Origin of the sequence: Diaphorobacter nitroreducens, assembly GCF_002214645.1 — a bacterium.
In the GTDB taxonomy this organism is placed as follows: domain Bacteria; phylum Pseudomonadota; class Gammaproteobacteria; order Burkholderiales; family Burkholderiaceae_C; genus Diaphorobacter; species Diaphorobacter nitroreducens.
Genome location: NZ_CP016278.1, coordinates 1,081,092 through 1,104,198, shown reverse-complemented (window position 1 = coordinate 1,104,198; position 23,107 = coordinate 1,081,092). Strand labels below are relative to the sequence as shown.

At 69.9% G+C, this 23,107-nt stretch carries 17 protein-coding genes and 1 pseudogene; 10 read left to right on the top strand and 8 right to left on the bottom strand.

All coding sequences use genetic code 11. The features are described 5' to 3' along the window. Positions 1–3: 3 nt before the first annotated feature. Positions 4–1,899 carry a propionate--CoA ligase gene (locus BA022_RS05145; protein WP_011805259.1) on the top strand — a complete coding sequence of 632 codons (1,896 nt, stop codon included), beginning with the start codon at positions 4–6 and terminating at the stop codon, positions 1,897–1,899. Between the two features lie 88 nt (positions 1,900–1,987). Here the strand turns inward: BA022_RS05145 and BA022_RS05140 are convergent, their stop codons facing one another. The 4 genes from BA022_RS05140 to BA022_RS05125 form a co-directional block, all read right to left on the bottom strand. Further along, positions 1,988–5,872, bottom strand: coding sequence for a sensor domain-containing protein (locus BA022_RS05140; RefSeq protein ID WP_088886768.1), 3,885 nt, complete (start codon positions 5,870–5,872; stop codon positions 1,988–1,990). A 225-nt stretch (positions 5,873–6,097) separates the two neighbouring features. Next, positions 6,098–7,036, bottom strand: coding sequence for a DMT family transporter (locus BA022_RS05135; RefSeq protein ID WP_088886767.1), 939 nt, complete (start codon positions 7,034–7,036; stop codon positions 6,098–6,100). Then, entirely contained in the window at positions 7,033–7,581 is a 549-nt protein-coding gene (locus BA022_RS05130; protein WP_088886766.1) for a methylated-DNA--[protein]-cysteine S-methyltransferase, read from the bottom strand. Before BA022_RS05130 ends, BA022_RS05135 begins: the two co-directional genes overlap by 4 nt. A 60-nt stretch (positions 7,582–7,641) precedes the next feature. Continuing rightward, complete coding sequence (locus BA022_RS05125) at positions 7,642–9,195, bottom strand: DNA-3-methyladenine glycosylase 2 family protein (protein ID WP_088886765.1); 1,554 nt, start codon at positions 9,193–9,195, stop codon at positions 7,642–7,644. 196 nt (positions 9,196–9,391) lie between these two features. Here BA022_RS05125 and BA022_RS05120 point away from each other — a divergent pair, with 196 nt between their 5' ends. The 5 genes and pseudogenes from BA022_RS05120 to BA022_RS05100 all read left to right on the top strand — a co-directional run bounded on the left by BA022_RS05120 (position 9,392) and on the right by BA022_RS05100 (position 15,974). After that, a complete protein-coding gene (locus tag BA022_RS05120; protein ID WP_088886764.1) occupies positions 9,392–10,780 on the top strand; it encodes a phosphomannomutase/phosphoglucomutase in 1,389 nt (462 codons plus the stop codon). A gap of 16 nt (positions 10,781–10,796) precedes the next feature. Continuing rightward, positions 10,797–12,158 (top strand): 3-deoxy-D-manno-octulosonic acid transferase, encoded by a 1,362-nt coding sequence (locus tag BA022_RS05115; protein WP_088886763.1) that lies wholly within the window; start codon positions 10,797–10,799, stop codon positions 12,156–12,158. A gap of 125 nt (positions 12,159–12,283) precedes the next feature. Continuing rightward, a complete protein-coding gene (locus BA022_RS05110) occupies positions 12,284–14,989 on the top strand; it encodes a bifunctional acetate--CoA ligase family protein/GNAT family N-acetyltransferase (RefSeq protein ID WP_088888517.1) in 2,706 nt (901 codons plus the stop codon). 6 nt (positions 14,990–14,995) lie between these two features. After that, a pseudogene (locus BA022_RS05105) lies at positions 14,996–15,348 on the top strand (DUF3147 family protein). A gap of 44 nt (positions 15,349–15,392) precedes the next feature. After that, on the top strand, positions 15,393–15,974 hold the full coding sequence (locus BA022_RS05100; protein ID WP_088886762.1) for a dihydrofolate reductase family protein: 582 nt from the start codon (positions 15,393–15,395) through the stop codon (positions 15,972–15,974). A gap of 83 nt (positions 15,975–16,057) precedes the next feature. Here the strand turns inward: BA022_RS05100 and BA022_RS05095 are convergent, their stop codons facing one another. The 4 genes from BA022_RS05095 to BA022_RS05080 form a co-directional block, all read right to left on the bottom strand. Then, positions 16,058–17,401, bottom strand: coding sequence for a TolC family outer membrane protein (locus tag BA022_RS05095; RefSeq protein ID WP_088886761.1), 1,344 nt, complete (start codon positions 17,399–17,401; stop codon positions 16,058–16,060). A 70-nt stretch (positions 17,402–17,471) separates the two neighbouring features. After that, on the bottom strand, positions 17,472–17,810 hold the full coding sequence (locus tag BA022_RS05090; protein ID WP_011805270.1) for a rhodanese-like domain-containing protein: 339 nt from the start codon (positions 17,808–17,810) through the stop codon (positions 17,472–17,474). A gap of 31 nt (positions 17,811–17,841) precedes the next feature. Then, a complete protein-coding gene (locus BA022_RS05085; RefSeq protein ID WP_088886760.1) occupies positions 17,842–18,552 on the bottom strand; it encodes a protein-L-isoaspartate O-methyltransferase family protein in 711 nt (236 codons plus the stop codon). A gap of 47 nt (positions 18,553–18,599) precedes the next feature. Further along, the gene (locus BA022_RS05080) at positions 18,600–19,262 is read right to left on the bottom strand and encodes a TetR/AcrR family transcriptional regulator (RefSeq protein ID WP_088886759.1); all 663 of its coding nucleotides are present in this window, start codon (positions 19,260–19,262) and stop codon (positions 18,600–18,602) included. Between the two features lie 130 nt (positions 19,263–19,392). Between BA022_RS05080 and msrA the strand changes: the two genes are divergently transcribed. The 4 genes from msrA to BA022_RS05060 all read left to right on the top strand — a co-directional run bounded on the left by msrA (position 19,393) and on the right by BA022_RS05060 (position 23,027). Beyond that, positions 19,393–19,938 carry a peptide-methionine (S)-S-oxide reductase MsrA gene (gene msrA, locus BA022_RS05075; RefSeq protein WP_011805273.1) on the top strand — a complete coding sequence of 182 codons (546 nt, stop codon included), beginning with the start codon at positions 19,393–19,395 and terminating at the stop codon, positions 19,936–19,938. Between the two features lie 154 nt (positions 19,939–20,092). Further along, positions 20,093–20,332 (top strand): hypothetical protein, encoded by a 240-nt coding sequence (locus BA022_RS05070; RefSeq protein WP_015913363.1) that lies wholly within the window; start codon positions 20,093–20,095, stop codon positions 20,330–20,332. A gap of 25 nt (positions 20,333–20,357) precedes the next feature. Next, positions 20,358–20,762 (top strand): hypothetical protein, encoded by a 405-nt coding sequence (locus BA022_RS05065; protein ID WP_088886758.1) that lies wholly within the window; start codon positions 20,358–20,360, stop codon positions 20,760–20,762. Between the two features lie 177 nt (positions 20,763–20,939). Further along, complete coding sequence (locus BA022_RS05060; protein WP_088886757.1) at positions 20,940–23,027, top strand: TonB-dependent receptor domain-containing protein; 2,088 nt, start codon at positions 20,940–20,942, stop codon at positions 23,025–23,027. Positions 23,028–23,107 lie beyond the last annotated feature (80 nt).

The window sequence follows — 23,107 nt, the reverse complement described above, 5'->3', positions numbered from 1 at the left end:
ACCATGGCCGCCGACTATGCCGACTTCTACCGCCGCTCCATCGACGAGCGCGACGCCTTCTGGGCCGAGCAGGCTCGCCTGATCGACTGGCAGCAGCCGCCGCAACAGATCTGCGACTGGAGCAACCCGCCGTTCGCCAAGTGGTTCGTGGGCGGCACCACCAACCTGTGCCACAACGCGGTGGACCGCCACCTGGCCGAGCGCCCGCTGCAAAACGCGCTGGTGGCCATCTCCACCGAAACCAATACCGAGCGCGCCTACACCTACGCCGAGCTGCACCAGGAAGTGCAGCGCATGGCCGCCAGCCTGCAGACGCTGGGCGTGCGCCAGGGCGACCGCGTGCTGATCTACATGCCCATGATTGCCGAGGCGGCGTTCGCCATGCTGGCGTGCGCGCGCATCGGGGCCATCCATTCGGTGGTGTTCGGTGGGTTCGCGTCGTCGTCGCTGGCTTCGCGCATCGAGGACGCCGAGCCCACGGTGATCGTGAGCGCCGATGCGGGCTCGCGCGGCGGCAAGGTGGTGCCCTACAAGCCGCTGCTGGACGAGGCCATCGAACTGTCGGCCCACAAGCCCGCGGCCGTGCTGCTGGTGGACCGGGGCCTCGCGCCCGCCGCCATGCGCGCGGGCCGCGACCACGACTGGGCGGCACTGCGCGCGCGGCACATGGATGCACAGGTGCCCTGCATCTGGGTGGACGCCACGCAGCCCAGCTACACCCTGTACACCAGCGGCACCACCGGCAAGCCCAAGGGCGTGCAGCGCGACACGGGCGGCTACACCGTGGCGCTGGCGTCCAGCATGCGCCACATCTTCGAGGCACAGCCGGGCGACACCTATTTCTGTACCAGCGACATCGGCTGGGTGGTGGGCCACAGCTACATCATCTACGGCCCGCTGATTGCCGGCATGACCACCATCCTGTACGAAGGCCTGCCGGTGCGGCCCGACGCGGGCATCTGGTGGAGCATCGTCGAGAAATACCGGGTCACGCACATGTTCTCGGCCCCCACGGCGGTGCGCGTGCTCAAGAAGCAGGACCCGGCCTACCTGAAGAAATACGACATCCGCAGCCTGAAGGCGCTGTGGCTGGCGGGCGAGCCCCTGGACGAGCCCACGGCGCAGTGGATCAGCGACGCGCTGCAGGTGCCCATCATCGACAACTACTGGCAGACCGAGACCGGCTGGCCCATCCTCACGCTGTGCAACGGCGTGCAGAAGCAAACCTCGCGCTTCGGCAGCCCGGGCAAGGCCGTGTACGGCTACAACGTCCAGCTGATCGACGAGGCCACGGGCGAGGAGCTGACCCAGCCCAACCAGAAGGGCGTGGTGGCCATCGAGGGGCCGCTGCCCCCTGGCTGCCTGCAGACCGTGTGGCGCAACGATGATCGCTTCGTCAACACCTACTGGAAGAGCATTCCCGGCCGGCTGGTCTACAGCACGTTTGACTGGGGCATCCGCGATGCCGATGGCTACTACTTCATCCTGGGCCGCACCGACGACGTGATCAACGTGGCCGGCCACCGCCTGGGCACGCGCGAGATCGAGGAATGCATCGCCGGCCACCCCAATGTGGCCGAGGTGGCCGTGGTGGGCGTGGCCGACGCGCTGAAAGGACAGGTCGCGATGGCCTTCGCGGTGCCGCGCGATGCCTCGGGCCTCACCGACGAGGCCGCGCGCCTGAAGCTGGAAGGCGAGGTGATGAAGCAGGTCGATACCCAACTGGGCGCCGTGGCCCGCCCGGCCCGCGTGCTGTTCGTGACGATGCTGCCCAAGACCCGCAGCGGCAAGCTGCTGCGCCGCGCCCTGCAGGCCGTGGCCGAGCGCCGCGACACGGGCGACCTGACCACCATGGAAGACCCCGTCGCGCTGCAGCAGATCAAGGAACTGCTGGGCTGACGGGCGGCAATTTGCTCCTGATTTGATAGCTTCCAGCGCTTGATGGACGGGCGCTGGAAGCTTTTTTATTGCTTGATTCGATACGCCATCAGGCGGCTATCGCCGCCGCCGGTGGTACGGGCGCGGCGGCCTGGCTTGTGGCGCGCCATGGTGCGGGGGCCTGCCAGGCCTTCGCCCAGTCCATGAATTGCTCCACGGGCATGGGCATGGCGATGCAGTAGCCCTGCGCGTGGTGGCAGCCCATCTGCAGCAGTGCCAGGCCTTGCTCCATCGTTTCCACCCCTTCGGCCACGATGCCGCAGCCAAAGGAATGCGCCAGGCCGATCACGCCCTGCACGATGGCCCGGTCGCCCGCATCGCCCAGCATGCCGGCGACGAAGCTGCGGTCCAGCTTGAGGTGGTCCATGGGCAGGCGGCGCAGGTACGCCAGCGACGAGTAGCCCGTGCCGAAGTCGTCGAACGAGATCTGCATCCCCAGCGCGCGCAGTCTGGTCAGCTCCCGCGCCACGTGGTCGATGTCGTAGAGCGCGGCGCTTTCGGTGAGCTCGATGGCCAGCAGCCGCGCCGGCACTGCGGGGTGCTGCGCCAGGCGCAATGCCATCCAGTCCGCAAAGCCCCGGCGGTGCAGGTGCTCGGGCGTGATGTTGATGCTGACGGGCAGTTCCAGACCCTGTGCCATCAGGCGGGCGATCTGCTGCAGCGCGGTGTCCACCACCCATTCGCCAAAACGCATCTGCAGCTCGGTGTGCCCTTCGATGAGGTGCAGGAAATGCACGGGCGACAGCAGGCCGCGCTCGGGGTGCTGCCAGCGGGCCAGGGCCTCGGCCCCCACCACGGTGCCCAGCCGCATGTCCACTTTGGGCTGCAGGAACAGTGTCAGTTCGCCACGCTGCAGCGCGCGCAGCAGTTCGCCGCACTGCTCGCGCCGCAGTTGCCGGGCGCGCTCCTCGGCGGCGTCAAAGCCATGGAAGCGGTTGCGCCCCGCCTGCTTGGCCGCATACATGGCCTGATCGGCATGGCGCAGCAGGGTGTCGGCGTCGGCCTCATCGTCGGGGTAGAGGGTGTAGCCGATGCTGGCGGTGACCAGCACGCGCTCGCCGTCCAGCGTGTACGGGGCCGCGACGCTCTCCATCACCGTGTGCAGGCGCCGCTCGCATTCCTCGGCATGGGCCAAGCCCGACAGCAGGATCACGAACTCGTCCCCGCCCAGCCGCGCCACCGAGTCGGTCAGGCGCAGGGCGCGCTTGAGCCGCTCGGCCACCACCACCAGCAGCCGGTCGCCCGCCGCGTGGCCCAGGCGGTCGTTGACGGGCTTGAAGCCGTCCAGGTCCAGGTAGGCCACGCCCAATTGCTGGCCGCGCGCACGGCTGTGCTCCATGCCTGCGCGCAGCCGCCGCTCCAGCATCACCCGGTTGGGCAGGCCGGTGAGTGCGTCGTAATGGGCCATGCGCTCCAGTTGCCGCTCCTGCTGGCGCTGGCTGCTCACGTCGATGGACATGCCCACCATGCGCGCGGGCTGCCCGGCGGCGTCGTACGCCACCACCTTGCCCACGCTGCGGATCCAGCGGCCGTCGCCCTGGGGGGCAAGCACCTCGCAGGTCACGTCGAACGGCTTGTGCGGCTCCTGCAGGTGGCGCTGCAGCTCCTGGGTGACCACGTCGATGTCTTCCGGCGTGATACCCGACGCCCAGTGCACGGCAGCGCTGGCCCCGGGCTCCACGGGCGCCAGCCCGTACATGGCGCGCCAGCGCGCGTCGCCCGTGACTTCGCCGCTGGGCAGGTTCCAGTCCCACAGGCCCAGCGCCGCCGCCTCGATGGTGAGCGACAGCAGTTCCTCGCGTTCGCGTACGCGCTGTTCGGTCTGCTTGCGCTCGGTGATGTCGTGCAGGCCGAACAGCCAGCAGGCCTCGCCGTTCACTTCGATGGGGCTCATGGACTGCAGCACGGTGCGCTTGTCGCCGCCGCGCGTGGTCAGTTCCAGCTCGTAGCCCACAAGCTGCCCTTCGGCCGTCGCCGCCTCCAGCAGCGCCGCGCGGGTGGGGGCGGAGTAGATGCCCAGTTCCACCACCGTGCGCCCCACGGCTTCCTGGCGGGTGTAGCCCAGGGCCTGCTCCCACGCCGGATTCACGTCGAGGTAGGTGCCGTCCTCGCGGCGCGAGAACCCCAGCGGGTAGGGCAGCAGCTGGAAGATGCGCGCCAGCCGTTCTTCGGAAGAACGCAGCCGCTGCGCCGCGCGGCGCGGCTCGTCGATGTCCTGCAGGATGCCGCGCACGCGCACCACGCGGTCGCCCTCGATGATGGGTTCCCCGCGCACGCGCACCCAGACCAGGCGCCCATCGGCGCGCACGATCTCGATTTCCTGGCTCCACACAGTGCGCTTGCGCAGGCAGTCGCGCAGGGCTGCGTGCATGGCTTCCCGCCAGACGGGTGCGACGAACTGCTGCACATAGTCGCGCGGCAGCGGCGTGCCCGGGTCCAGCCCGTGGATGTCGAAGCACACGTCGGACCAATAGGTGATGCCCTTGCCCGGCTCTTCCTCCCACACGCCCAGCCGCGCCATCCAGCCCGCCTGGCGCAGCAGGCGGTTGGCGGCGAGTAATTCATCGCGCACACGGCGCTCCTGCGTCATGTCGTGGAACACGAAGACCAGGCAGTCCTCGCCCTCAATGCGCGACACCCGTCCCGACATGAGGCCCGGCACTTCGGCGCCGTCGCGCAGCGCCGTCATCGGCAGGCCGCGGACCTCGCCCTGGTTGCGCAGCGCCTCGGTGAGGCGGGCGCGCTCCTGCGTGTCGCCCCACACGCCCAGTTCCATGGACGAACGTCCCAAAATCTGGTCGCGCGGCTTGCCCAGCAACCGCTCGAACGCAGGGTTCACGTCCAGGTAGCACCCGTCGGACAGGCGGGTGATGCCCGCGGCGTCGGGCAGCGTCTGGTAGACGGTGGTGTATTTGGCTTCGGACACGCGCAGCGCGTCGCGCATCTCGTGGTGCTCGGTGATGTCCAGGTCAATGCCGGCCATGCGCAGCACGCGTCCGGCGGAGTCGCGCTCCACCGCGTGCCCGCGCGAGACCACCCAGCGCCAGTGGCCCTCGTCATCGCGCATGCGCGACTCTGCATGGAAGCTCTCTTCCAGTCCGTCCTGCACGCGCTGCAGGTACGCGCCCAGGCGCTCGCGGTCGTCGGGGTGGCGCCGGGCGTTCCAGCGTTGCCATGACTCGCGCACATCGAAGGCGCGCAGCGGTGTGAAGTCCTCGTCGTCGGGGCTGTTGGCCAGGCCAAAAGCCCGGTAAAAGCGCCCGTGGTAAGTAAAGCGGCTGTTGCGCAGATCCCATTCCCAGCGCCCGCCGCCCGAGGCCTTGAGCACGCGCAGCAGCTCGTCCTCGTGCTGTCCCAGCGTCTGCAGCGACCGGGCCCGCGCACGCAACAGCTCGACGGCGCCGCACAGCGCCACCACGCCGAAGGCGTAGCGCCAGGGAATGCCCTGCCACGGGGCCGATCCCCCCTGCGAGGCGAGGGCGCTGGCCGTCTCGGTCCAGGGCAGCAGCGCGGGCGGCACCAGCACGGTGAGCGCGACCACCAGCGATATCGCCGTCAAGCGTGTCGAGCGCCCCAGCTGCCACGCCAGGCAGCCCATCAGCCAACAGGCCGCGGACAGGCTGATCATGGCGCCCCAGTGGGCCGGCGCGTCCAGCCAGCCGCTGGCCAGCGCAGCCACTGCGGCCACGCCACCGCACAACGGCCCGAACAGGAACGCGGCGGAAACGATGATGGGCGGGTGGATGTACGCCACCCCGGGCGCGTCTAGCGGCATGCCCTGCAGGGCCACCAGCGTCGACGCAGCCCCGGCCACCAGGCCCAGCGCGATGCGCACGCCGCGCGAGGGTTGCAGCAGGACGGGTTGCGGCAGCGCGGTCGCCCCGGCGATCAGCAGCAGGTGCACGATGCCGGAGAGGAACACCTCAGTGGGCATATCCCTCCTGTGCATCCGCGCGCTGGTTGCCCCCGCGGTCCCCGCCGTCCTGGCGCAATGGCGCAGCGCCCGCGGGCCGCGGCCCGGGGATGCGTGCAACGGCAGGGAATACGGCGAAGGCGCAAGGCGACATGTTTCAGAGTGTATTGCGCCCGGCGGTCCATGTGCGTGCCGCGCGTCGCGCAGCGGACCCGCAGGCGTCGGGTGAAACCCTGCCGCGGCGCGTCAGGGCGCCTTTGTACCCGGCCGCACCCCGCCGCCCACCAACCCCGTGGAGAGCGCCGTGCCGCACGCAATGATCACGCCGCAGCCCAGCATCCACGGCGTCACCGCTTCGCCCAGAAACACCGCGCCGTAGAACACTGCGAACACAGGCGCCAGGAAAGTCACGGCCAGCGCCCGGCTGGGGCCGGCATTGGCAATCAGGCGAAAGTAGAGGATGTACGCAATGCCCGTGCACAGCACGGCAATGGCGGCGATGGCCGCCCAGGCGCGCAGGCTCGGCGTCTGCGCGGGCCAAGCCCACCACATGGGCAGGGCCAGCCCGAGCGCCGCGCCCACCTGGCTGCCCGTGGCCGTGGCCAGTGGCGGAATGCCCACCAGGTAGCGCCGTGCGTAACTGGCGGCCACCGCATAGCAGGTGGACGCCAGCAGGCACGCCGCAATGGCCCAGCCCGCCTGACTGCCGCTGGCGCCCACGCCAGCCGGTGCGCGCCAGGCCAGCAGCGCCACGCCGACGAAGCCCAGCGCCAGCCCCGCCCAGCGCAGCCGGCTGATGCGGTCGCCCAGCCACAGCCAGGCCACCAGCGCGCCGAACAGCGGCACCGTGGCATTGAGAATCGATGTCAGCCCGGTGGCGATGTGCATCACCGCCCAGGCGAACAGCGCGAACGGGATCGCCGAGTTGATGAGCCCGGCGAACAGCACGGGCCGCCAGTGGCGCCGCAGCGCGGGCCATTCGCCCCGGTGCAGCAGGAAGGGCCAGAGGAACAGGGCGGCCATCAGCACGCGCAGCCCGGCCATGGGCAGCGGGCCGAACTCGGCCGCGCCCAGGCGCATGAAGAGGAACGACGCCCCCCACAAGCTGGACAGCAGCACGAACTCGCCCACCCAGGCGGGCGCGTGGGGGGAGAGGGCTTCAGCGCTCGTGTGTGGTGCTGTCATGCGAAATTCACTAGAGGGGTGAAGGGAACGGCGCGGGCTTGCGGGCCCGACTCCAGCGCCAGCAGTGCCTTCTTGCGCGGCAGCCCCCCCGCGTAGCCGGTGAGGGCGCCCGCACTGCCGACGGCGCGGTGGCAGGGCACGACGACGCTGAGGGGGTTGCGCCCCACGGCCGCGCCTACGGCACGCACCGCGGTAGGCCGGCCGATCTGGCGTGCCAGCGCGCCATAGCTGGTGGTGGCGCCGTGCGGAATGGCCAGCAACGCCTGCCACACGGCCTGCTGGAAGGGTGTGCCGCCCGACAGGTCCAGCGGCAGATCGAACCGCGTGCGTTCGCCCCGCAGAAACTGCTGCAGTTGCTGGGCCGCCCCGCGCAGCACGGGATGCGCATCGTCTGTGGGCCACGCGGGCGCGGCATCCAGTTGCGCGGGCTGGTGGCGCTGGCCGTCGAACCAGAGCCCGACCAGGCCTTTCGCGCTGGCGGCCAGGCGCACGTCGCCCAGGGCCGTTGCGATGCGGCTTTGCGCGGTGTCGCGGGGGTATTGCATGGTGAATCCTTCATTAAACGCGAAATTTGCCTTTTGCGCAGGCGCACCCAGCGCCGGCAGCTATTGGTCTGATAGCGCCAGAGCCAAACCACTCCACGCGCGCAGCACGCCATAGCTGCGCCAGGGGCGCCAGGCGCGCGCTGCTTCGGTGGCGGCGCGCGCGGGTTGCGGCTGGCCCTGCACGCCCAGCGCCTTGTGCAGCGCCACGTCCCCGGCCGGAAAGGCGTCGGGCCAGCGCAGGGCACGCATGGCGATGTACTGCGCCGTCCAGTCGCCAATACCGGGCAGGGCACGCAGCGCGTCCAGCGTGGCGGGTACGTCGGCGCTGGCATCCAGCAGCAGCGTTCCCGCGTCCACGGCCTGCCCAAGCGCCACGATGGCGGCCTGCCGCTGGCGCACGATGCCCAGGCTGCCCAGTGCGTCCCCTTCTGCCCCGGCAAGAGCGGCCGGTGTGGGAAACAGCCGATGCAGGTCCGGCCACGGCGTGGCGATGGGCTCGCCAAAGCGTTCCACCAGCCGCTGCGCCAGCGTGCGCGCGGCGGCCACCGTGATCTGCTGGCCCAGCACGGCGCGCACCGCCAGCTCGAAGCCGTCGAACGCGCCCGGCACACGCAGGCCGTCGCCCTCCGGGAAGGAGGGGTGCAGCACCGCGTTGATGGCCTGCGGGTCCGCGTCCAGGTCGAACAATGCGCGCACCCGCGCGATGAGCTGCGGCAGCACGGGCTGCAGGCCGTCGCTGACGCGCAGCCACAGCTGGGGGCGCCCGTCATCGAAGCCGGCTTCCAGCCAGCCGGTGAAAACGGTGCCCGCGCTCGCCAGCCGCACCGTTCTGCGCAGAACCTGCGCCCCCGGCCCGGTGCGGATGCTCTCCATGCCGTGGATCTGCCGCGCCGCCAGAAAGCCCATCAGCGCGGCCGTGTCGTAGGGCGGGCGCAGGCCCAGACGCACCGCACGGGCGCCTGCCTGTACCCCATCGGGTGCGGCGCCTTGCCGGCGCAACTGGGTGGGATTGAGTCCGTAGTGGGTATTGAAAGCCGCGTTGAAGCGGCGCACGCTGGCAAAGCCGCTGGCCAGCGCCACCTGGGTGACGGGCAGATCGGTATCGGTCAGCAACTGCTTGGCCGCCAGCAGCCGGCGCGTCTGCAGGTACTGCAACGGCGAGATGCCCAGCGCGGCCTCGAAGATGCGGCGCAGGTGCCGGTCGCTCACGCCCAGGCGCGCAGCCAGCTGCGCGACCACGGCGCCGCCTTCGCACGCGCCCCAGGACTGCGGCGCATCCAGCATCCGCAGCGCCTGGCGCACGAGGATGCCCGATGCGTCCTGCACCGACCAGGCCAGCGCCTGCGGCGCCAGCTCGGGCCGGCAGCGCAGGCAGGGGCGAAAGCCGGCACTCTCGGCCTGCGCCGCCAGCGTAAAAAAACGGCAGTTTTCGCGCCGGGGCGTGCGTACGGCACAGACGGGGCGGCAGTAGATGCCGGTGGAGGTCACGCCGGTGAAGAACCGTCCGTCAAAACGCGCATCCCGGGCCCGCAGGGCCAGGTAGCGGGCCTCGTCGTCGTCGGCCGCAGAGGCGGCGCTGGCGGGTGGAGCAGGGGAATGAAGAACGTCGGGCATGGGGCCATGATAGGCACGCGCAGCCGTTCTACTGGCCGTTTTCGGACATGCGCCTGGCCTGCCTCAGGGGGGTCCCCGGCTGACAGGGGCGCGCCCGGTCCGGGCCTACAATTCCCGCCTTCCTGCCGGCCTTCCTGCCGGCCTTGCCTGGACGGCGGACCTCCCGGTCCCGCCCCTTATCTCCAAGGAATCCCCTGTGCAGCTTTCTCCCGCGATCTTCAAGGCCTACGACATCCGCGGCATCGTGCCCAGCACGCTCAACGACGACGTGGCCCGTGCCCTCGGCCGGGCCTTTGGCACCGCCGCACTCGCGCAGGGCGAGCGTACGGTGGCCGTGGGACGCGACGGGCGCCTGTCGGGCCCGGCGCTCTCGGCCGCGCTGATCCAGGGCCTGGTGGACGCGGGCATCGAGGTCATCGACATCGGCATGAGCACCACGCCCCTGCTGTACTTCGCGGCCTGCACGCTGTGCGCCAGCGGCATCCAGGTCACGGGCAGCCACAACCCCAAGGACTACAACGGCTTCAAGATGGTGCTGGCCGGCCGCGCGATCTACGGCGAGGAAATCCAGCAGCTACGCCGCACCATGGAGCAGCAGAGCTGGCAGCTGCGCGAAGGCGGCCACGTGCGCCATGAGGACGTGCTGCCCGCCTACGTGCAACGCATCGTGGGCGACGTGAAGCTCGCGCGGCCCATGAAGATCGTGGTGGACAGCGGCAACGGCATCGCCGGCGCGTCGGCACCCGGCATCTTCCGTGCATTGGGCTGCGAGGTGATCGAGCTGTTCTCCGAGGTGGACGGCAACTTCCCCAACCACCACCCCGACCCCAGCAAGCCCGACAACCTGCGCGACGTGATCGAGGCCTTGAAGAGCAGCGACGCCGAACTGGGCCTGGCCTTCGACGGCGACGGCGACCGCCTGGGCATCGTGACCAAGGACGGCCAGAACATCTTCCCCGACCGGCAGATGATGCTGTTCGCCCAGGATGTGCTCTCGCGCGTGCCGGGCGCACCCATCCTGTTCGACGTGAAGTGCACGCAGCGCCTGGCGCCCGCCATCGAGGCCGCGGGCGGTCAGCCGCAGATGTACAAGACCGGCCATTCGCTCATCAAGGCACGCATGAAAGAGCTGGACGCGCCCCTGGGCGGCGAGATGAGCGGCCACATCTTCTTCAAGGAACGCTGGTTCGGTTTTGACGACGGCACGTATGCAGGCTGCCGCCTGCTGGAGATCCTGAGCCACCATGCCGACCCCAGCGCCGTGCTGAACGCCCTGCCCACGAGCCATTCCACGCCCGAACTCAACGTGCATTGCGAGGAGGGCGAGCCCCATCGCCTGACGGCCGAGTTGCAGGCGCTGGCGGCCGACGCGTTTGCGGCGCCGGCCCGCATCAGCACCATCGACGGCCTGCGCGTGGACTGGCCCGATGGCTTTGGCCTGATCCGCGCCAGCAACACCACGCCGGTGCTGGTGCTGCGCTTCGAGGGCCACACCGACGCCGCGCTGCAGCGCATCGAAGCCGCCATGCTGGCCCTGCTGGAACGCGTGAAGCCCGGCGCCCAGGTGGGCGGCGCCGCGCACTGAGGGCAGCGCGGGCGGCATGCACCAGCTCATCCTGTGGCTCTACAGCCTGGCCGTGTGGCTGGCCACGCCGCTGCTGCTGCGCAAGCTGCGCCGCCGCGCGCTCACCGAGCCCGGCTACGCCGTGGCCGTGCCCGAGCGCTTCGGCCACTACCCGCCGCCCATGGACAGCCTCTCGCCGTCATCGGAGACCGAGGCCGACGAGCAGTTCATCTGGATCCACGCCGTCTCCCTGGGGGAGACACGCGCGGCGGCCATCCTGCTGAAGGAACTGCGCCCGCTGCTGCCCGGCATGCGCCTGCTGCTCACCCACGGCACGGCCACGGGCCGGGCCGAGGGCGAAAAGCTGCTGCTGCCCGGCGACGTGCAGGTGTGGCAGCCCTGGGACACGCCCGGGGCCGTGCGGCGCTTTCTGCGGCAGTTCCGCCCGTCCATCGGCATCCTCATGGAGACGGAGATCTGGCCCAACCTCGTCGCGGCCTGCCGCAGGCGGCGCATCCCGCTGGTGCTGGCCAACGCGCGGCTCAACGAAAAGTCGCGCGCCGGCGCGCGCCGGCTGGGCTGGCTGTCGCGCCCGGCCTACGCCGGCCTGTCGGCCGTGTGGGCGCAGACCGAAGACGACGCCGCCCGCCTGCGCGACGTCGGCGCGCATGTGGCAGGAGTCTTCGGCAACCTGAAGTTCGACGTGGTGCCGTCACCCGCCCTGCAGGCGCAGGGCCGCACGTGGCGGGCCGCCAGCGCCCGACCGGTGGTGCTGCTGGCCAGCAGCCGCGAGGGCGAAGAGGCCATGTGGCTGGAGGTTTTGAAGCAAAAAACGCCTAGAGCGCCCGCCAGTCAAGCGCCAGCAGCTATTAATTCAGGAGTAAATCAGTCCGTGCAGTGGTTGGTGGTCCCGCGCCACCCCCAGCGTTTTGACGAGGTGCAGCGCCTGTGCGAGGCCGCCGGCCTGCGCGTGTCGCGGCGCAGCCAGTGGACCGCGCAGCCGGACAGCGCCGATGTGTGGCTGGGCGACTCGCTGGGCGAGATGGCGCTGTATTACGGCCTGGCCCACGTGGCGCTGCTGGGAGGCAGCTTTGCGCCGCTGGGCGGGCAGAACCTCATCGAGGCCGCGGCGGGCGGCTGCCCCGTGGTCATGGGCCCGCACACCTTCAACTTTGCCGAGGCCGCGCGCCTGGCCATCGACGCCGGCGCCGCGCTGCGCGTGGCCGACATGGCCGAGGGCGTGGCCGCCGCGGCCGCCCTGGCGCAGGACCCGCAGCGGCGGAGGGCGCTGTCCGAGCGCTGCGTGGCGTTCACCGAGGAGCACCGCGGCGCGGCCCTGGACACGGCCCTGGCCGTCCTGCAGCGCCTGCGCGAGGCCGTGGACGACCGTCCCGACTGAGCGGTCCGCCCGCGTTTCCTGCGATCACGACTGCAACCGCGACTGCGAGGGCGCTGACACAGCGCAAGCCGCTGGCGTTGCCTGTCTCGCCAAGCAATGCCGGGATGGCAGAGAATCGCTCCATCATGATGGACAAGCACTACCTCACGCCCCTGTTCACGCCCAGCTCCATCGTCGTGCTGGCCGGCAACGCCGATGCGCCCGACACGCACACGCCCCAGGCCAAGGTGCTGCGCGAGGCGCTGGCCGCCCAGCGCTTCACGGGCACGCTCACCTACCTGGACATCCATACCAGCGGCACGCTGGCCGACCTGGCGCAGACGCGTGCGGACCTGGCCATCATCGCCCAGCCGCCGCAGGACCTGCCCGCCGCGCTGGAGGTGGCGGGGCGCATCAACTGCCGCTCGGCACTGGTGCTGTCCAACGGCGTGGATGCGCAACTGGCCGAGCAGCTGCGCAAGATCGCGCGTCGCGAGGGCATCCACCTGCTGGGGCCCAATTCGCTGGGCATGCAGCGGCCGTCGCTGCAATTGAATGCCAGCGCCGCGGGGCCACTGGCGCGCGAGGGGTCGCTGGCCCTGGTGTGTCAGTCGGGCGCGCTCACCTCGTCCATCCTGGATTGGGCCAGCAACAACGCGGTGGGCTTTTCCAGCGTGATTTCGCTGGGCCCGCACACCGACGTGGGGCTGAGCGAGGCGCTGGACTTCCTGGCCAACGATGCGCGCACGCAGAGCATCGTGGTCTACATGGAGGGCATCCAGAATGCGCGCCGCTTCATGAGCGCCCTGCGATCGGCGGCCTATGCCAAACCGGTGGTGGTGCTCAAGGCCGGGCGCAAGCCTGCAGGCAACGAGGCGGCGCAGACGCACAGCGCCGCCATCGTGGGCAGCGACGATGTGTTCGACGCCGCGCTGCGCCGCGCGGGCGCCGTGCGCGTGCGCTCGTTCGTGGAGCTGTTTTCGGCGGCCAAGTGCCTGGCCTCGCGCTACCGGCCCGTGGGCAAGCGCCTGGCCATCATCACCAACGGTGGCGGCCCCGGCGTGCTGGCGGCCGACTGGGAGAACGAGATCGGCCTGGACCTGGGCCGCTTTTCGTCCGAGACCTGCGCTGCGTTGGCACCCAAGCTGCCGCCGCTGGCCTCGCTGGCCGACCTGATCGATCTGTCGGAAGAAGCGGGGCCGGAGCACTATCGCCTGGCGCTGGAGGCGGCGTTCCGTGACAAGCAGATCGATGGCCTGCTGGCCATCTTCTCGCCCAAGGCCGGCGCCGACGCCGAAGCCGTGGCCACCGTGCTGGCCGATGCCAAGCGCCTGGCCTCCAAGCCCTTGCTGTCGTGCTGGATGGGCGACGCCTCGGTGGTGCCGGCGCGCCGCATCCTGCGGGCCGCGCAGATTCCCACCTTCCGAACGCCCGAGGCCGCGGTGGGCGCCTTCGGCAACATCGCCTCGTTCTACCAGAACCAGCAGCTTTTGCAGCAGACACCGCCGCCGCTCACGACGCTGTCCAAGCCCGACATCGAGGGCGCGCGCCTGGTGATCGAGAGCGTGCTGGCCGAGCGGCGCAACGTGCTGACCGAGATGGAGTCCAAGACGCTGCTGGCGGCCTTCCACATCCCGGTGACCAAGACGCTGCTGGCGCGCAGCAGCCACGAGGCGATGATGATCGCCACGCAGCTCGGCTTCCCCGTGGCGCTCAAGATCGATTCGCCCGACATCGCGCACAAGTCCGACGTAGGCGGCGTGGCGCTGAATGTGCACAACGGATCGGCCGCGCGCGATGCCTACACCGACATGGTGCAGCGTGTGGCGCGGGTACAGCCCGGCGCGCGCATCAACGGCGTAACGGTGCAGAAGATGGCGCGCGGGCGCCGCGGGCGCGAGACCTGCATCGGCCTGGTCAGCGACGAGCCCTTCGGCCCGGTGATCACCTTTGGCGCCGGTGGCACGATGATCGAGCTCATCAACGACCGCGCGATGGAGTTGCCGCCGCTCAACCAGTTCCTGGCGCGGCGGCTCATCGACCGCTCGCGCGTGGCCGAGACGCTGGGCGAATGGCGCGGCGCCACCGCCGTGGACCTGGAAGGGCTGGAGCAGGTGCTGCTGCGCGTGTCCGAGATGGTCTGCGCGCTGCCCCAGCTGCGCGAGATGGACATCAACCCCCTGATCGTGGACGAGCAGGGCGCCGTGGCCGTGGACGCGCGCATCGTCATCCATGAAACCGCCCAGGGCGGCTCGCGCGGCGAGGTGGCCGGCTACGGGCACTACGGCCACCTCTCCATCCTGCCGTACCCGGCGCGCTATGAAGCAGTCTGGCCGCTGCGCGGCGGGGGTGAGTATCTGGTGCGCCCGATCCGTCCGGACGATGCGCAGATGGTGCAGCGCCTGGTCAAGGAACTGTCGCCCGAGAGCCGCTACTTCCGCTTCGTGTCGCAGTTGGCCGAGCTGCCGCCTTCGATGCTGGCGCGCTTCACCCTCATCGACTACGACCGCGAAATGGCCCTGGTGGCCGTGCACCGCGAGCGCGTGGTGGACGAGGAGGGCGAGGTGAGCCACAAGGAACGCATCGTGGGCGTGTCGCGCTACGTGACCAACCCCGACCAGACGAGCTGCGAGTTCGCGTTGCTGGTGGCCGACGACTTCGCCGGCAAAGGGTTGGGCTCGCGCCTGATGCTCAGCATCATGGACGTGGCGCGCGATCGCGGCCTGGCCGAGATCCAGGGCCTGGTGCTGGCCAACAACCCGACCATGCTCAAGCTGATGCGGCGCCTGGGCTTCGAGGTGCGCACCTTCGAGGACGACCCAGAATTCCGCCTGGTGGTACACCAACTGTAAAAACCGATGGGTTGGCTCGTCACCAAATACCTGATCACCGCGGCGGTGGTGGTCGCCGTGTCCGAAGCAGCCAAGCGCAGCGACAAGCTGGGCGCATTGCTGGCGGCGCTGCCGCTGGTGACGTTCCTCGCGCTGGTCTGGCTGTACGTGGAAAGCAGCCGCAGGAAAAGATCGCCAACCACGCCTGGTACACGTTCTGGTACGTGGTCCCCACGCTGCCCATGTTCCTGGCCTTCCCCTGGCTGCTGCCGCGCATCGGGTTCGGCCTGACCCTGCTGGCCAGCGCAGCCATCACCGTGGTCTGCTTTGGCCTGTTCGCGCTCGCCGTGCGGCCGCTGGGCGTCGAGTTGCTGCCCTGACCCTGCAGAGCTTTGCGGGGCAGAGTACGCGCTATAAACCGTCCATGAAGACCCAGTATTTCACCGCCACCAGCCTGGACGGCTTCCTCGCCACGGAAGACGACTCGCTGGATTGGCTTTTCACCCTGGGCAGCCTGGAGGAATCCAGCTATCCCGCCTTCATCGCGCAGGTGGGTGCCCTGGCCATGGGGTCATCCACCTACGAATGGATGCTGCGCAACGCGGACGCCGTGCGCGCCGAAACGGGCTCCGCCTGGCCCTACACGCAGCCTGCCTGGGTTTTCTCCTCGCGCCGCCTGCCGGGCATCGACGGGGCGGACATCCGCTTCGTGCAGGGCGACGTGCGGCCGGTGCACGCGGCCATGCGCTTGGCCGCGGGGACGAAGAACCTCTGGGTAGTAGGCGGCGGGGACCTTGCCGGCCAGTTCTACGACGCTGGCTTGCTGGACGAGCTGATCCTGCAGGTGGGCTCGATCACGCTGGGACGGGGCAAGCCGCTGTTTCCGCGCCGGCTGCCCAGCACCGCGTTGCGCCTGCTTGACGCACAGCCCCTGGGGACGGGCATGGTGGAGCTACGTTATGCCGTGAACCGGACGGGTGACGCGGCGGGCTTTGACCGGGAATGATGGTCTTTTAGGCCTCTAGCGCTTATCCGTCAAGCGCAAGCAGCTATTGTTTATATAGCAATAGCGGTGGGTATCGCAGGGTGTCAGCGACTCAGCAGGCTGTCCACCGCCACCACGTCGTCCATGGACAAGGTGCCGGCGGCCTGCTTGAGTCGCAGCGTGCCCATGAGCACGTTGTAGCGCGCCACGGCCAGGTCGCGCTTGGTCTGGTAGAGCTGGCTCTGGGCGTTGAGCACGTCGATGTTGATGCGCACGCCCACCTCGTAGCCCAGCTGGTTGGCTTCCAGCGCGCTCTGGGTGGACGCCTCGGCCGCCTGCAGCGCCCGCACCTGGCTCTGGCCCGACTGCACGCCGAAGAACGCGGCGCGCGTGGCCTGGGCCACGTTGCGGCGCGCATTGTCCAAGTCGGCGCGCGCCTTGTCTTCCAGCGACAGGGTTTCCTTCACCCGGTTTTGCACCGCGAAGCCCGCGAACAGCGGCAGGTTGAGCGCCACCCCCACGCTGGCGACGTTGGCACGGGAGTGCACGCCCGGCATGGTGACGGTGCCGTTGGGCGTGCGCTGCACGCTGTAGCCCGCCTGCAGGTCCACCGTGGGCAGGTGGCCGGTCTCGGCCTTGGCGGTTTCCAGACGCGCCACGTCCAGCGCAATGGCCGCCTGGCGCACCTGGGGCTGCTGATCTTCCGCGACGTGCACCCAGCTGTTCACATCGGTCGGCTGCACCGCGGGCAGCTGCACCGGCTGGGCCAGGGGCAGCGGGGTCAGGCCCGAGCGGCCCACGGTCTGCTCCAGTGCCAGGCGCTTGACGTGCAGGTCGTTCTCGGCCGCAATCTCCTGGGCCGACACCAGGTCGTGCCGCGCCTGGGCCTCGCGCTCGTCGGTCACCGTGGCGGTGCCGACCTCGAAATTGCGCTTGGCCGCGGCCAGTTGTTCGGCCACGGCAGCCTTTTGGGCCTGCACGAAGGTCAGGGTGTCCTGGGCGGCCAGCACATCGAAATACGCCTGGCTCACGCGCACCAGCAGGTCCTGCTCGGCCCCGTCACGCTGCGCGCGGGCAATGTCGATCCCGCGCTGCCCCTGCTCGAAGCCGATGCGGTTGGCCGGCCGGTACAGCGGCTGCGAGGCGACCACGCCCACGGTCTGGGTAGGGGCGTGCAGGTCCAGCGGGGGCAGGGGGCCACGGGTCAGGTCGGTGCGAGCGTAGGTCACGCCCCCGTTCAGCGCGGCGCTGGGCAACAGTCCTGCGCGCGCCTGCTCGGCGCGGCTGTCGGCGGCCTGCAACTGTGCCTGCGCGGCCTGCCACGGGGCGTCATAGCTGCGCGCCCATTCCACCAGCGTGGACAGGCTCTGCGCCTGCGCGGGCAGGGCGCCCAGCGCGCAGGCGCCCACGGCCAGGGAAACGGAGAGCAACCGTTGCAGTGATGTCATGGCGTTCTTCAGGAAGGTCTGCGGTGATCAATGGGAAGGCTGCAGCACGCCGGGCGACGTCCGTGGTGGCTCAATACCGGGGCACCGCCGGGTCGCGCTCATGCGACCAGGCCTCGATGCCGCCCGTGATATTGGCCACCTGGTCGAAGCCCTGGTGCGCCAGGAAGCCCGCCACCCGCAGGCTGCGCATGCCGTGGTGGCACAAGCAGGCCACAGGGCGGGCGGGGTCCAGTTCATCCAGCCGCGCGGCCAGCTCCCCCATGGGGATGGCCACGAGCTCAAACCCCTGGGGCGTCACGCTGGCGGTCTGCAGCTCCCACGGCTCACGCACGTCCAGCACAAGCGGGCGGCTGCCAGCGTTAGCGGTCAGCCAGTCGGCCAGTTGGGCAGGGCGCACGTGGTCGATCATGCAAAGGTTCCTGAAGGACGCTGAAGGGGTGTCAGAACTTGAAGCGGGTCGGCTCCGGGAAGTGGCGCAGTCGCGGCACCACCACATCCCAGGGTTGAGTGGTCTCGTACCGGTCACCTTGGCGGCGCACGAACGTGGCGCGCATCATCGGCGTGTGGCCCACGAAGGCGCCCAGGCGGCCGCCGTCGCGCAGCAGGCCCAGCAGGCGCTGGGGAATCTCGGCCACCGAGCCGCTGAGCACGATCACATCGAACGGACCATCGGGGATGGGGTCCAGCGCGCCGTCGGACTGGCGCACCTCGGCGTTGTCCACACCGGCACTGCGCAGGTTCTCGCGGGCGAACTCGGCCAGCTCAGGGACGATCTCCAGCGACACCACGCGCTCGGCGCGCGCGGCCAGCAGCGCGGCCATGTAGCCCGAGCCCGCGCCGATCTCCAGCACGCGATCGGTGGATTGCACCTGCAGATCCTGCAGCATGCGCGCATCCACGCGCGGCGCCAGCATCACCTGGCCCAGGCGCTCGGCTTCTTCCACCGAGGGGTTCAGCGGGATCTGCGTGTCGATGAAGGCGGCACCCTGATAGGCCGGAGGCACGAACTCCTCGCGGCGCACGGTGGCCAGCAGCTCCAGCACCGCCTCGTCCAGCACGTTCCACGGGCGGATCTGCTGCTCGACCATGTTGTAGCGGGCCTGCTCGGTAGGATCGCAAATGTCAGCGGACGTGTTCAGAGGCATGTTCATGGGGTACTCCGGAGGCGGGTCACTGTGGTTCAGACAAACCCCTGATTCTAGGTCGGCCGCACGCACAGCCCCTGCAAGACGTTCTCGGCCTGCAGGCGGATGTACTCCTGCGCGGAGAACGTGTCAGGGTTCGGGATGCACAGCGACAGCGAAGGCTGCGAGAACATCAGGAACATCAAGGGCGCCAGCACCAGGTAGACGGCATGGTCCAGATCCAGCGGGCGGAACTCGCCACGGTCCATGCCGCGCTGCAGGATGCGGCGGATCAGGCGGTGGCCGGGTTCCACGACCTCCCGGCGGTAGAACTCAGCGATCTCCGGGAAGTTGTTGGCCTCGCTCAGCATGAGCTTGCCCAGGCCCGAGGCCTTGGTGGAGCCCACGCGCTCCCACCACGTCTGAAAGCAGTACTGCACCAGTTCGCTGCTCGTGCCCTCGAAGGTTTCCATCTCCAGGTCCCATTCAGGGAAGCGGCCCGCGATGTTCTTGCGCACCACGGCCTTGAAAAGGTCTTCCTTGCTGGGGAAGTAGAGGAACAGCGTGCCCTTGGACACGCCCGCGCGCGCGGCGACCTCGTCCACCCGGGTGGCGGCGAACCCTTTTTCCACGAACAGGTCCAGGGCAGCGTCCAGCAATTCACCGGGCCGGGCTTCCTTGCGGCGGCCACGGCGCGGGGGTTCGGACGATTCGGGGACTGGGGGGAGGGCGGCCATAAATTACTGACTGACTGGTTAGTAATATAGCAACCCGCCTTGCCCCCGTCAACGCAAGGGCAGACGCGGGACGGCGCCTTCGCTTCATTTCTATGATGAGGCTTTTATCCCCTTCACGAGGCGCAATCCCATGTCCGATCTGCAGTCCATCACCCTCGGCGGCGGGTGCTTCTGGTGCACCGAAGCCGTGTTCGACCGCGTGCGCGGCGTGACCGACGTGCAAAGCGGCTATGCCAATGGCGACGTAGCCGAGCCCACCTACGAGCAGGTGTGCAGCGGCACGACCGGCCACGCCGAAGTGGTGCGCGTGACCTTCGACCCCGCGCAGATCGGCGTGCGCGAGATCTTGGAGATCTTCTTCGCCACGCACGACCCCACCACCCTCAACCGCCAGGGCAACGATGTGGGCACGCAGTACCGCAGCGCCATCTACTTCACCGACCCCGCGCACCAGGACGTGGCCGAAGAGCTGTTGCGCCAGATGGGGCAGGACAAGCTCTTTGGCGCGCCCGTGGTGACCGAGGTGGCACCCCTGGTGAACTACTGGCCCGCGGAGGACTACCACCAGGACTACTACCGCAACCACCCCAACCAGGGCTACTGCGCCTTCGTCGTGGGGCCGAAGGTGGAGAAGTTCCGCAAGACCTTCGCACGGCACCTCAAGCCCGGCGCCTGACCGCTGCGCGGCCCAGGTCGCCGCCAGCGGGTCCACCGCCTTCCCACAGCGGCGCATCCGCGCAGCCTTTTTGTGAATCCCCGCGGGTTCCTGCGCTATCCTCCCGGGCCCGCGCCGCAACAGCGGCGCGGTGTTACTTTGGAGGAAGCAACCCATGAAACCCTGGCTCGCCACCCTGCTGCTGGGCTGCGCCGCCGTCGCGCACGCACAGGAGCACACCGCGCAGCAGACCAAGGTCGACATCGAGCGCCACCGCGCCATGGCCGCGGCGCACGAGGCCGCTGCCAAGTGCTTGGAATCCGGCAAGGGCGAAGAAACCTGCCGCAAGGAATTGCAGGCCGCCTGCAAGAACCTGGCGATCGGCAAGTACTGCGGCATGAAGCACGCCCACTGACGACTGCACCTTTCGCCCAGCCCGCATGTCCCTGACACCCGCGCTCATGCTGCACCTGCGCCGCCGCCTGGCCCTGGCCTGGCTGCTGCTCGCGCTGGTGCTCGCGCCCGCGCTCGGGCGCATGCACCAGGTGTTGCACCTGCCCGCGGGGCAAGGGCTGGCGCATGCCTTGCACGACGACGGGCATGCACGGGATGCGGCAAGCGCCGGGCAACAGGCCCTGGACACCCTGCATGCGCTGTTTGCCGGGCACGGCGCCGCGGACTGCCAGGTGCTGGACGAGCAGACGCTGGTGGGCGCCGCGCTGGGCCAGGCCCCCGCGCAGGTCCAGGCACAGCCGCAGCTACCCCCTGTCAGGTCCGCCGCGCCGGTGCCGCGCGCGGGCCGGGCGGCGCCTTTCCATGCCCGCGCTCCGCCCCTGAGCGCCTGAGGCTCCCCGCCTCGCGCCGCCGCCTTTGCGTGCCGGCGTCGCAAAAACTCCTCTTTTTATAGCTGCTCGCGCTTGATACATAAGCGCTAGAGGCAGTTTTGGATCAAATTTTCAAGCGCGGCCGCGTGCGGCCCGAGCGTTCGCGCGCGCCTGCCGCCTTTTGACGGAAATCGTTGTATGAACTCCTTCACCCCTTTCGCCCGCATGCCGGGCGCAATGCACCCGCTGGCCTGGGCCGCGCTGCTGTGCCTGACCAGCGCAGCACCCGCCTGGGCGCAGGCGGATGCCCGCCTGCCCGAGGTCACCGTGTCCTCCAGCGGTTTGCAGCTGGGCGTGTCCGAAATGACGCAGCCCGTGTCTGTGCTGGAGGGCGACGCCCTTGTGCGCCAGCGCGAAGCCACGCTGGGCGAAACCCTGGACGGCGAGCCGGGCATCACCGGCAGCCATTTCGGCGCGGGCGCCAGCCGCCCTGTGATCCGCGGCATGGACGGCCCGCGCGTGCGCGTGCTCTCTGACGGGTCCGAACTGCACGACGCCTCCACCGTCAGCCCGGACCACGCCGTGGCGGCCGAGCCGCTGCTGGCCACGCAGGTCGAAGTGCTGCGCGGGCCGTCGGCACTGGTCTACGGCGGCGGCGCCGTGGGCGGCGTGGTCAACGTGCTGGACGGCAAGGTGCCCACGGCCGTGCCTGACAAGGGCTACGAAGGCAGCGCCGAGCTGCGCGCCGGCAGTGCGGCCCGCGAAAAGGCCGGCGCTGTCGCGCTGACCGGCGGCGCGGGCAACCTGGCCGTGCACGTGGAGGCCGCCGGTCGGGACGCCGACGATTACCGCGTGGGCAGCGGCTGGGCCGAGGGGCGCCGCGTGCCCGGCAGCTTCAACCGCACGGGTACCGGCAGCGTGGGGCTGTCCTGGGTTGGCAGCCGCGGCTACCTGGGCCTGGCCTTCACACGCCAGAACGCCAAATACGGCCTGCCGGGCCACAGCCACAGTTTCGAAGGCTGCCACACCCATGGCAACCACCTGCACTGCGGCAGCCATGACGAGCACGACCACGATGACGACGGGCATGACCACGACCATGACCACGGTCACGAAGCCGTTCCTGTGGTGGATCTGCGCAGCGAGCGCGTGGACATCCGCGGCGAGCTGCGCGACCCGTTCACCGGCTTCTCCGCCCTGCGCCTGCGCGCGGGCGTGACCGACTACGTACACGACGAGGTGGAGGAGGGCACCGTCGCCACCACCTTCAAGAACAAGGCCCACGACCTGCGCGTGGAACTGCAGCACGAGCCCGTGGCCGGCTGGCGCGGCGTGCTGGGCCTGCAGACCGGGCAGCGCAAGTTCAGCGCGGCGGGAGAAGAGGCCTACGTGCAACCCACCCTCACGCGCCAGTGGGGCGTGTTTCTGCTGGAGGAATACCGCCTGGGCGACTGGCATGGCGACTGGCGCATCGAGACCGCGCTGCGTCACGACCGCCAAAGCGCCGAAGCGCAGGACAGCGGTGTAGAGCGGCGCCACCACGGCACCTCCGCATCGCTGGGCGCGGTGTGGCGCTTTGCGCCTGGCTACGCCGCGGGTGCGAGCATCACCCGCGCCCACCGTGCGCCCACCGCCGAGGAGCTGTACGCACGCGGCCTGCACATGGCCACGTCCACCTACGAGCGTGGCGACGCCAGTCTGCGTGCGGAAACCTCGCGCAACATTGACCTGAGCCTGCGCAAGACCAGCGGGGACACCACGTTTGACGTGAGCGTGTTCCACAACCGCATCCGCAACTACATCTACGGCCGCACGCTCGACGAACTGGACGGCCTGCAGCTGCTGCAGTACAGCCAGGCGGGCGCCACCTTTACCGGCATGGAGGGCCGGGTGCGCCAGCGCATCACGCAGCGCCTGGGGGTCACCCTGTTCGGGGACAGCGTGCGTGCCCGCCTGGACGGTGGCGAGCGGCTGCCGCGCATCGCCCCCGCACGCGTGGGCCTGCGCCTGGATGCCAACTGGCGCGACTGGGACGGCGCGGTGGAATGGGTGCAGGTAGCGCGGCAGAACCGCGTGGCCGCGTTCGAGACCGCCACGCCTGGCTACGGCATGCTGAACCTGGGCCTGGCCTACAACGGCCGCACGGGCAGTGGCACGCCATGGCAGGTGTACCTGAAGGCGCGCAACCTCACGGACCGCCTGGCCTACGCCCACACCTCGTTCATCAAGGACGCGGCCCCGCTGGCAGGGCGCAACGTGACGGTGGGCGTGCGCGTGTCGTTCTGACACCGCCATCCCCGGCCCGCGGCGGGTGCGCATGCACATCCGCCGCGCAGCACGCACGGCGGCGCACCAAAGACCGCGCG

What these genes read in the sequence shown, in the direction of transcription:
- BA022_RS05145 (WP_011805259.1), top strand. Translation starts at nt 4, where the DNA reads ATGGCCGCCGACTATGCCGACTTCTACCGCCGCTCCATCGACGAGCGC.
- BA022_RS05140 (WP_088886768.1), bottom strand. Translation starts at nt 5,872, where the DNA reads ATGCCCACTGAGGTGTTCCTCTCCGGCATCGTGCACCTGCTGCTGATC.
- BA022_RS05135 (WP_088886767.1), bottom strand. Translation starts at nt 7,036, where the DNA reads ATGACAGCACCACACACGAGCGCTGAAGCCCTCTCCCCCCACGCGCCC.
- BA022_RS05130 (WP_088886766.1), bottom strand. Translation starts at nt 7,581, where the DNA reads ATGCAATACCCCCGCGACACCGCGCAAAGCCGCATCGCAACGGCCCTG.
- BA022_RS05125 (WP_088886765.1), bottom strand. Translation starts at nt 9,195, where the DNA reads ATGCCCGACGTTCTTCATTCCCCTGCTCCACCCGCCAGCGCCGCCTCT.
- BA022_RS05115 (WP_088886763.1), top strand. Translation starts at nt 10,797, where the DNA reads ATGCACCAGCTCATCCTGTGGCTCTACAGCCTGGCCGTGTGGCTGGCC.
- BA022_RS05110 (WP_088888517.1), top strand. Translation starts at nt 12,284, where the DNA reads ATGATGGACAAGCACTACCTCACGCCCCTGTTCACGCCCAGCTCCATC.
- BA022_RS05100 (WP_088886762.1), top strand. Translation starts at nt 15,393, where the DNA reads ATGAAGACCCAGTATTTCACCGCCACCAGCCTGGACGGCTTCCTCGCC.
- BA022_RS05095 (WP_088886761.1), bottom strand. Translation starts at nt 17,401, where the DNA reads ATGACATCACTGCAACGGTTGCTCTCCGTTTCCCTGGCCGTGGGCGCC.
- BA022_RS05090 (WP_011805270.1), bottom strand. Translation starts at nt 17,810, where the DNA reads ATGATCGACCACGTGCGCCCTGCCCAACTGGCCGACTGGCTGACCGCT.
- BA022_RS05085 (WP_088886760.1), bottom strand. Translation starts at nt 18,552, where the DNA reads ATGAACATGCCTCTGAACACGTCCGCTGACATTTGCGATCCTACCGAG.
- BA022_RS05080 (WP_088886759.1), bottom strand. Translation starts at nt 19,262, where the DNA reads ATGGCCGCCCTCCCCCCAGTCCCCGAATCGTCCGAACCCCCGCGCCGT.
- msrA (WP_011805273.1), top strand. Translation starts at nt 19,393, where the DNA reads ATGTCCGATCTGCAGTCCATCACCCTCGGCGGCGGGTGCTTCTGGTGC.
- BA022_RS05070 (WP_015913363.1), top strand. Translation starts at nt 20,093, where the DNA reads ATGAAACCCTGGCTCGCCACCCTGCTGCTGGGCTGCGCCGCCGTCGCG.
- BA022_RS05065 (WP_088886758.1), top strand. Translation starts at nt 20,358, where the DNA reads ATGTCCCTGACACCCGCGCTCATGCTGCACCTGCGCCGCCGCCTGGCC.
- BA022_RS05060 (WP_088886757.1), top strand. Translation starts at nt 20,940, where the DNA reads ATGAACTCCTTCACCCCTTTCGCCCGCATGCCGGGCGCAATGCACCCG.